Annotated in this window: 5 protein-coding genes; all 5 read right to left on the bottom strand. The window is 42.5% G+C overall.

What is annotated here, in order from left to right; all coding sequences use genetic code 11:
• On the bottom strand, positions 1-834 hold an 834-nt coding region (locus ACED46_RS06765), incomplete at its 3' end, for an ISAs1 family transposase (RefSeq protein WP_371721132.1).
• A gap of 480 nt (positions 835-1,314) precedes the next feature.
• Entirely contained in the window at positions 1,315-2,883 is a 1,569-nt protein-coding gene (locus tag ACED46_RS06760) for a polysaccharide lyase family 7 protein (protein ID WP_371721131.1), read from the bottom strand.
• 421 nt (positions 2,884-3,304) lie between these two features.
• Entirely contained in the window at positions 3,305-5,047 is a 1,743-nt protein-coding gene (locus ACED46_RS06755) for a polysaccharide lyase family 7 protein (RefSeq protein WP_017063618.1), read from the bottom strand.
• Positions 5,048-5,284: 237 nt separating this feature from the next.
• On the bottom strand, positions 5,285-7,156 hold the full coding sequence (locus ACED46_RS06750; protein ID WP_371721135.1) for a methyl-accepting chemotaxis protein: 1,872 nt from the start codon (positions 7,154-7,156) through the stop codon (positions 5,285-5,287).
• 1,044 nt (positions 7,157-8,200) lie between these two features.
• Positions 8,201-9,082 (bottom strand): NAD(P)-dependent oxidoreductase, encoded by an 882-nt coding sequence (locus ACED46_RS06745; protein WP_004733521.1) that lies wholly within the window; start codon positions 9,080-9,082, stop codon positions 8,201-8,203.
• Positions 9,083-9,346 lie beyond the last annotated feature (264 nt).

Below are 9,346 nucleotides of genomic sequence, written 5' to 3'. Positions count from 1 at the left end.
TTGCATTGTTTCTGCTGGCTTATCACCTTCTTGACGAATTGAAACGACCATACCAATTGTGGAGAGTTCAGCCCAATCAAACGCTATATAGCCTAAGAAATCTGTATTGTGAACAACCATACTCAAACGCGTTTCTGTACGACCATGCCCTTTCTCTTGAGTGACGTATTTATCACCTTCAAAACTATTAATCATACTAGAATTAAACACTTGGCTAATCGCTTGCTCCAATCGTTTTTGATTACCTTTTACCGCTAAGAGATAATCTGCATCTTGAGCGACTATCTTTTCAGCTATATCCTTCTGGCATCCCATAGCATCAATAGTCACTAAACAACCTCGCAAGGAAAGCATTTCAAGCAGTTCAGGGATCGCTTTTATTTCATTGCTTTTATCCGCAGTCTTCACTTGTCCTAGTACAACTTGGTTTGCTGCACTAAAGGCACTAACCATATGGATTGCACCACAACGCTTGTCTTTGTTGTATGTGCCTCTGAGAGTTTTGCCGTCGATAGCAATCACTTCACCCTCTGTCGTCTCATGACAGTCTTTCATCCACGCAGTAAAGCATCGTTGCAGTTGCTTGGCGGAAATAAGATTGATAACTCGGGCAATGGTATCGTGTACTGGTATGCCTTGTTTGAAATCACCATACTGCCTAAGCCATTCCAAGTTATCTTCACCAAAATCTTCAATATCCTCCCAACCTTCAGCACCAGCAATCACTGCTGCAATTGTTAAGAAGATAATGTCGGTTAGCGTGTGCTCTATTTTCCAAGCTTGGCGAGGGTCTCGAATAACTGAAATATGGTCCAAAAGGCTTAATCCATTCATTATGGCTAAATATCTGCTGTTAAAAAACAGTATATGATCACACCTAAATCTGATCATCAAATCGATCTTGAATGTATTGAATTTGTTGTGACTTCAGTGTACAAATTAGTGGAAACATCACTTCACGCTACCCCTTATTCCATATGGGTTTTTCATGATCTTGCCCTGGGGTAATAAGTGATGCTGTCTGATGAGACTTTATTATTTGAAAACCTTCCCAGAATGAAGGTAGGAAAGTATGATTCGGCATGAAAACGGTCGTTTGTGTATGGTTTTTGTTTGGCGACTAAACCATATCATTTACTGCCGCTTTTTTTTAGTTCCCGCTAATCCGCGTTGAACCTTTTTTATTGACGAAGTATCCTAAAACCCAAAACTTGTAGAGCGAAGCCTTAGGATTAAATAAAAGTAGTCCTATCGGTAATGAAAAAATGGCAGCTAATAATAGCTGCCATTTTAGTTGTAAATTCAACTTATTCATTATTCCTGATACTGATCGTGCGATACGTCTAGCTGGTAGAAAGTCGCTTGTGAGTAATCGTCTAGGTCGCCGCTGATGTTTTGGTTGTAAACACCGGCTTTGAAGTACATGTACTTGCCGCCTGCGTCGTAGCCGCTGTTGCTCATATCAACCACTTGTACAACATCGTCTTTGCCTTCACGCATTAAAGTAACTGTCATCGTGTTGCCTTTAACGTCAATGCGGTAGCTGAACACTTCGCCAAGTGCGATACCATCTTCACCTACTTCTGCCGTCATATCGCCCACTAGAGGGTAAAAGTCCTCTTTGGTCGCGTCTTGGCTTTCGTGTGCAAAGTAAACTGCGCCCGTTGCTTGGTTTGGCAGTTTACGGTAGTACAAACGAATCGGCTCATCGTTTTGATCGTGAATCTGACCAATGATAAAGCGACCTACTTCATTCGCATTACCCGTTGTTGTCGCGTGGTCGATTTTCAATGTCGCTTCTAGAACGCCATCGATACCTGCCGCAGCTTCTAAGTCAGACTCAGGTGCGCTTGAGAATACCCAGTTGTTCTTGTTAACACCTTTAGTGCTAATAGACTGGTCACCACGGCGCATCATTTCGCGAAGCTCTGTACGCGCATACTTAGTATTTTTAGAGGTACGAACACCTTTCACGTAAGACTTGAAGACTAGACCACCATCGTCAGCTGTGTAGAAGATCTCTGGGTGTTGGTAACCGTTTGCAAGGTTCCACTCAGAAACATCATCAGGCTTACCGTTTTTGTCATGGTCGAATGGTTGAGATAGGTACCAATGCGTCATGTCAAAGTTTTCGCTTGGCACGTTACCTGCAACTGGTGTCGCTGGCAGGCCTGTCGGAACTGGCAGTGCACTGCGTGTGTCACATTCAACTGAGGTCTCACAAGGGTAAACCGCTGCTACGCCGAAGTTACCAGAGCGTAGATCTTTACGCGCTGCTTTACGTGCTTTTTCCACTGCTTTCATTTCAGCGATCATTGCCGCTTCTGCAGCTACTACGTCTGAAGTAATGATATGGCTAGCGGGACAAGCGTTAATGTTACAGTTAACCGCAGCTAACCCTGTCACACTGTTCCAACCATTTTTGGTGTTACCGTGACCAACGTATCTTACGTAGCGCGCTTGCACTGCTGGCTCGAATTGGAAACGCTCTAGGCCGATCGCTTTACCTGAGCTCAGTTGGTTTTCAAGTACGGTTGTCCAGTTTTCGCCATCGACACTTACTTGAATATCAAATTTAGACTGGCGCTCGTTACCTTTGCTGAAAGATGCTTGAACCGCATCAAATTCTTGTACTGAACCATAGTCTAGTGTTGCCCACTCACCGTCACCCGCAGATGACCAACGTGTTGTTAGGTCTTGGTCAATGAGACGATCAGGTCCGTTACCATCATGGCTACTAGCGGCAACAGCAACTGGCGTCAGAAGCGCTTCACCAGTTTCTTTGTTATTTGGGAAATCAACAGTCGGTGTGCTCGTGCTCGCACAACCAACTGCAAGTAAAATAGAAGAAGCGAGTAAGGTTTTTAGAGTAATTTGTTTCATATCTAATCCATTATTATAATACAAAGACAGCGTTCGTAAGTGAAAGATAAATTGGCAAACACGAGCTATAAGGCGTTTTCTCTCTCAGTATTTGCGATAACACAAAAATATTACGTAATCTTATAATACAAATAAAACACTTCGTTGGATAAATGAGACTGGGAACACTTTTCGCTTTTTCCATACTTTAACTGGATCACACTTCCTATTGATAAAAGACAATATATAAGAATTGAGAATACGAAATGAGATAGCAAGGCCAGAACAAGCGAGCTGTAATCGTGTGTATTTTCAGGGTTCGGGCAAAATATTTGTCCTTCCAAACACATCACTGTAAGTGTCCAAAAACAAAAATGACCACATTGTAGGTATCAATATGGTCTTCCTCATTACCGACATGGCTCATCAAACATCAGAGAACTCAGTTATGCTCTGCTCTTAGAGAACTAAAGCTCACATCAAACACTTCACCCACATAGTCGCTATCAGGCTTAAACTGCGGATAGATGCCCGCTTTGAAATAGAAAGCGATGTCTGTCGATGTCCAATCTGATGTTAACGAAACCGTGTCCCCATCTTTATCTGTGTAATCTTGTCCCCAAGGGATTAAATGAGAAACGGTGTTGGTTCCATCTAAATCATGAGTCGCCAAGTAGATACCGTCTTGATTGGCACGAATCGTATATCGCCACTCTTCACTTGCCGAATAAGTCCCTAACTCGACACTGAACGGGTCACAATGATTACAGTCTTGGTTGTTGCGCTCAAAATCAGAGTTCAGTATCACTCTTACTGGCTTACTCTCGCCTTCCCATAATAGTTTCACCAATGCTTGATTGATCTTCCAACCATGGATTTGTCCAAGTACCACTTTTGGATCTTGATTGTTGATGTTCGGGTAATCTTCAATTCGCAAGCTTGCGGTTAACTCGTGACTGGTAGCGTTCGTTCTAGTGTCGTCCAAATACCAACTTGTATCTTCATCGCTGGTGCTACAATCCGGTTGAACACTGCTTTGATACAACTCCCTGAGCTCAGAGCGAATATAGCTAGAGTTTTGGGTAGAGGTGCCGTATCCCATATCCGCTCTAAAGTGCATTCTTCCTTCATCAGTATTGAAGTAAGAAAGATCAATATCACTGTCGTACACATCGCTGTCATTTGAAAGAAGATCTTTACTCGATTCACAACGTTCTGGTTCTAACTCAGCAGCACTGTCACCACCGCTTCCATACCAATCATTCTTACTCGGTGGAATAGTCAGCTTCCAATCATTAATGTCCCAATCGTTTGATCCATCGATTTGAGTCGTGGTGTATCTCAACGCCTGATAGTAAGCAATCGCTTCACCATTCTCAAATTGGTTATAGATACCCGCTTTGAAGTAGCTCAATAAATGCTGCCAGTAAGCGATGTCTTGATTCACTTTTACTTCATCATTCACTTTGAGCGACAGTGTGTTCTCATAAACAGAAAGATCAAATTTGGTAAAACTGTCCAATTCCGCCTCACCTAAATCGTAGCGATTGTATGACGTGGCATAACAATCCGAAGAGTCAGCAGCGCTGCTACAATCAATGGCATTGTTTTTCATGACTGCCCAGTAGTGACCTGTGAGGCCATCTCGTTCTTGCTCCCAAACCACACGCAATAGCGGATGAGGGATATAACCCGTACCACTCTCATCAGTCCCCTTATTGTGTATCTGCAGCAACGTCACTTCATCATGATCAGCGGGAGAACTCGCCATGGCATGCTCAATATCAGGCAAACTTATTTCCGCATACAGACTGCGCCTTACGCCCGCTTCGTTGATATCGAAGTTTTCTCCCTCACGAACTTCAGAGCGCATCTTGTAGTTCGTCATTTTGAAGATAAGATTTTCCGTCTCTTCATCAGCATAAAAATAATCACTGACATAACCATCGAAGTTACCATCTTTGACTTCAGAGGTTTTATTGCCCTCCTCTCCATTAGGATCAGAGACCTGAAGATCTGAGCTGGAAAGGATGTTTTGATACTTGGTAATATCATAGGGAGCAACAACACCAGCGGGCATTCCTGGGTTATTGGTATCGGAAGGATCACTGCTGTCACTGGAGCTGCTTCCACCGCAGCCATACGTAAGCGAAGCGAGTACTACGACGAAGATTGGCTTATTCACATTTATCTCACTTATCCATAAGAATAGAGTGACAATGTATATTTGTACTATTTTATGTCAATTATATATTTATCAGAATGTGAGATGCGGCAAATGAAGTGGGATGAATGAGTATTGCGTAGAGTTAGACTCAAGAAAAACGCAGAAAGGCCACTCTAAACTCGCAAGCTATTGAGTGGCTCTCAGATCAACAACTAAACTTAGTATGTTGATTTTTAAATATAAATATTAGAAAAGTTAAACCTTAAAGCTGCTCATCAAGTCACTAACGCTGCCGTTAAGTGTTTTGATTTCTGCTGATTCAATCAACTGATCTTGGCTTAGCTTATTAAGCTCCTCAACAAAGCTTTCAATCTTATGCATGTTCTTAGCAATGCTCTGAATAAGGGCATTCTGCTCAACAGACGAACCCGAAATATCGTTATTAAAACGACTTACCGTTTCCATCTGTTCCGTTAGCTTGGCCAACATATTTACCGCTTGAACCACTTGGGCACGCGTCATTTCACAGTTACTTTTGGTCAACTCAATCGATTTAACCAAACCATCTGATTTAGACTGCAAGCCAGACAGCGCTTCATCAATTTCAGAAGTACTGATTTGAGTTCGGTTGGCTAACGCACGGACTTCATCAGCAACCACCGCGAAACCTCGGCCATGCTCACCCGCTCTCGCCGCTTCAATTGACGCATTCAATGCCAGCAAATTAGTTTGTTCCGCAATTCCTCCAATCACAGACACGATAGACTGGATGCTCTGCGTTTCATTCGCCATTGAGCGAATATCATCAGAGGTGGTGCAGACTTGCTTCTCAAGATCACTGATATAGGTTTCCGTCACGGTGTTAATTTGTTTCGTCTCATCACTGAACACAGCGGCCTCTCTTGCTGCTTCTGCCGCCGACTGAGAACTCTTCTCGACTTCGTTTGATGCTTCAGATAAGCCGTTAATTGCAGAGACCACTTGAACCGTTTCATCAGTGTGAACTTTCAGTACATCGCTGGTTTCTTTACAACCTTCACGAATACTCAGTACCTTAGTATCGAGATCCGAGTTCTTAAATTTGACGTCCTTAACCATCTCTTGCAGACCAATGATGAACAAGTTGATGTCTTTGGCGATATGCCCTAAGTCATCATTCCCCTTCTCAACAAGCCTTTGAGTCAGGTCTCCGTTACCTTGAGATAGATCGTGGACGATTTTTCTCAGTGACACGATTGGGCGGTAGAAGCGATTCAGCAGTAAAATCATCAATATCACCGAGCCAAGCACACATGCCACGATAAGGATACGCGCACTCGACATCACGCCATTCAACTGATTGAGCGCGAGTTCAGGATCGATACTAGATATCATGTACCATTCTTTCTGGCTGCCAATATCCACTTTCTTGGCCATCAAAATTCTCTGGTTGCCATCAATCACACCCTCAATGAATTGGTCAGGCTGTTCAATGGCACTATTGAGTCTCATCTGAGTATCTGCAGAAGATATATTGCTTTGCGGAAGTACGTTTTCGACTGTTGAAGCGACCACCATCCCTTTCTCGTCGATAATAATGCCTTTGGCTTCGTAGATACTGTCCAGCTGTTTAAGCTGAGTTTCCAAATCGTCAAAACGTATGTCGGCCATGATGACACGATCTTGGTATGAGTAGGTCACACCGATCATAGGCACTTGAGTACTCTTAGTGAAAAACAGATCACTAAAAGATAAGCCTGATTTCAATTTGGCTTGTTGATACCAAGGTCGAACGGTTGGATTGTATTTTTCTTTTATCCCTACACCGTTTGGGAAAGACTCTGAAGGACGAGAAGTGTAAGAACGACCATCATCAAAACCCACTACAATCTTGTCAATACCACCGAGCTTAGCGGCAAAATGCATCAGCGCTTCGTTTGGTACTTGGTATGGGGATTTCATGAACTCTTGTGCAACGGAATTGACCGTATCGATGGTGCGCTGGACGGTGCTTTCAATCTGATTAATTTCTATCGTTAACGAGTGATCAATCTCGTTATAAATCGTTTGGTTTACTTGATCAGTCGCCAAGTTAAGCGTGAACCAGTTCGTAAATGCCAAGGCACTGGAACTGACGATCGCCACCATTAAAATCAATTTTCCTTTAAACCCTAGAGACAATTTTGAATTCATAAAACTCATAATCCATATCAACCTATGTCTATTATTTTTATCCGAATGAAATGGTCATTTTTTAGATATTCGAAGATACGGGAAGCAAAACTTGTTCATGCCGTTCCATCGTCACAACCATCAATTTAATTAATATTGTATGTTTAATTTACTACACTTTCTGTGAGCAATCTTGACATATCAAAACTGGTTAAAATCACCCTGTGACATAGGTATCATTTATGAGTTTGAACTTTTAACATGATTAGAAAGGAATAATTAACCAATTAAAAATGATCAACTTTCAGATGATTACCTCACAACTTCGCCGATAATGCCTCCACTCAAATTATTCATATCACTTTCGGTCACCTGACTAGGAAAGTGAGCCTTAGGTCACATTTTCACTAACCAACCATTCACTCAAGGCATTCAATCTTAAAATTTATTTGTAATACAATAAGCCTTAAGTTATGGTGTATTTGAATCATAACTTAAGTTCTTTCTGGATGCTTTTGTTCAGTTCAAAGTGATAATTGAAGCAGCCGCTTTAAGGTCATTGAACTCGTTTAACGTAGAAACTGTCGGGGGATCTCGTTATTCGTTTTTTCACTTTCTATTGATCATTTGTTTTTCCAGACGGCTAGTCCGAACATGCCCATACAGTCACCAGCTGTGTGGGTTTTTTTTACTTTCTTTTCAGACCCGATATACGAGCGGTGTTAAGCCATCGCCAACAATCAGTTAAGTGCACTGGTTTAAGCTTGCGAGGAAAAGTGAGTGAGTTGGTGCTAGAAGGCTTTGAATTTACAAATAGATATAGATATAGATATAGAAACAAAAATAGGAATTGAGGCAGTAACAAAGTTGAACAGAGTTTTGAGTAGGTGTAGCTGAGGAAGTAGAAGTAGAAGAGTTTAACGAGGGAACAAAGGGTTGGGTATGGCAGATAAAAACGAACCTCGCTGAGGTATCGCCGCCTAAAAAGACAGGCAATACCCTAGCGAGGTCGTACTTCGATTACTTCTCTAGTTTAGCGAAGTAGTCGAAGATTACTGGTACGTCGTTGTTACCCATTCCTGCGTCAACAGCAGCTTGTAGGCTAGTTGCAGTACCTTGAGCAATTAGAGACTCAGTACCTAGCTCTTCACAAAGAGCAAGGAAGTAACCAAGATCTTTGTTAGCGTTAGCAACAGAGAAACCTAGCTTCTCTTCGCCGTCTACTGCGTAGAACTTACAGAATTGCATGAATGGTGAGTTAGATGGACCTGCAGACATGATGTCAAACAGTTGTTGGCCATCAACACCAGCGCGTTGAGCAACAGCGAAAGCTTGAGACATAGTCGCAACAGTCGTCATACCCATGAAGTTGTTTACAAGCTTAGTAACGTGACCAGAACCTAGAGCACCTAGGTGGAATACGTTTTCGCCTTGCTCTTCAAGAACAGGTTTAACTTTGTTGAAAGTTTCCATGTCGCCAGCAGCCATGATGTTCAGAAGACCATCTTTAGCGTGTGCCGGAGTACGGCCTAGAGGTGCGTCGATCATGCCCGCGCCTTTTTCAGCTAGAGCTGCGCCGATTTTCTTAGTAGAAGCAGGGATAGAAGTACCGAAGTCTACTAATACTGCGCCTTCTTTGATGCCAGCTAGAACGCCGTCTTCGCCGTAAACGATTTTTTCAACAACAGCAGAAGTTGTAAGACAAAACTGAACGATATCACTTGCAGCCGCTAGTTCTTTAGCAGAAGTGAATGCAGTTGCGTTGCCGCGATCTGTAACGCGAGCAACAGCTTCAGCGCTTAGATCCATTACGTTTACGTGGTAGCCGCGCTTTTGCAGGTTTTCAACCATGTTGCCGCCCATAAGACCTAGGCCAATGAAACCGATTACAGGTTTAGTCATGTTTAAACTCCAAATATAGTATTGTATGATTATATGCTCATTATAATAACTACGTCTTTCTCGTTACGCAATAGTTTTAGGGTAATCCTTCAATGCTTAGACGCAAGTTGTGACGGGGGTTCACTTTACGAGAAAATATGGGGCACGCTTTGTACTTACAGGAACTATTTGCCAGTTTAAAAACCGTCTATTGATGAAATAACATACGTTAAATGTCATACGATTAGTAAGCACAAGCTACGCCTTTACCTATGTATAGTTCAC

Origin of the sequence: Vibrio sp. 1S139, assembly GCF_041439475.1 — a bacterium.
GTDB classification, from domain to species: domain Bacteria; phylum Pseudomonadota; class Gammaproteobacteria; order Enterobacterales; family Vibrionaceae; genus Vibrio; species Vibrio crassostreae_C.
The sequence above is the reverse complement of the archived record's forward strand: the minus strand, read 5'-3'. Positions and strand labels throughout refer to the sequence as shown.

Bases quoted from the DNA above. Each gene is read 5' to 3' on its own strand.
- ACED46_RS06760 (WP_371721131.1), bottom strand. From the start codon at position 2,883: ATGAAACAAATTACTCTAAAAACCTTACTCGCTTCTTCTATTTTACTT.
- ACED46_RS06750 (WP_371721135.1), bottom strand. From the start codon at position 7,156: ATGGTGGCGATCGTCAGTTCCAGTGCCTTGGCATTTACGAACTGGTTC.
- ACED46_RS06745 (WP_004733521.1), bottom strand. From the start codon at position 9,082: ATGACTAAACCTGTAATCGGTTTCATTGGCCTAGGTCTTATGGGCGGC.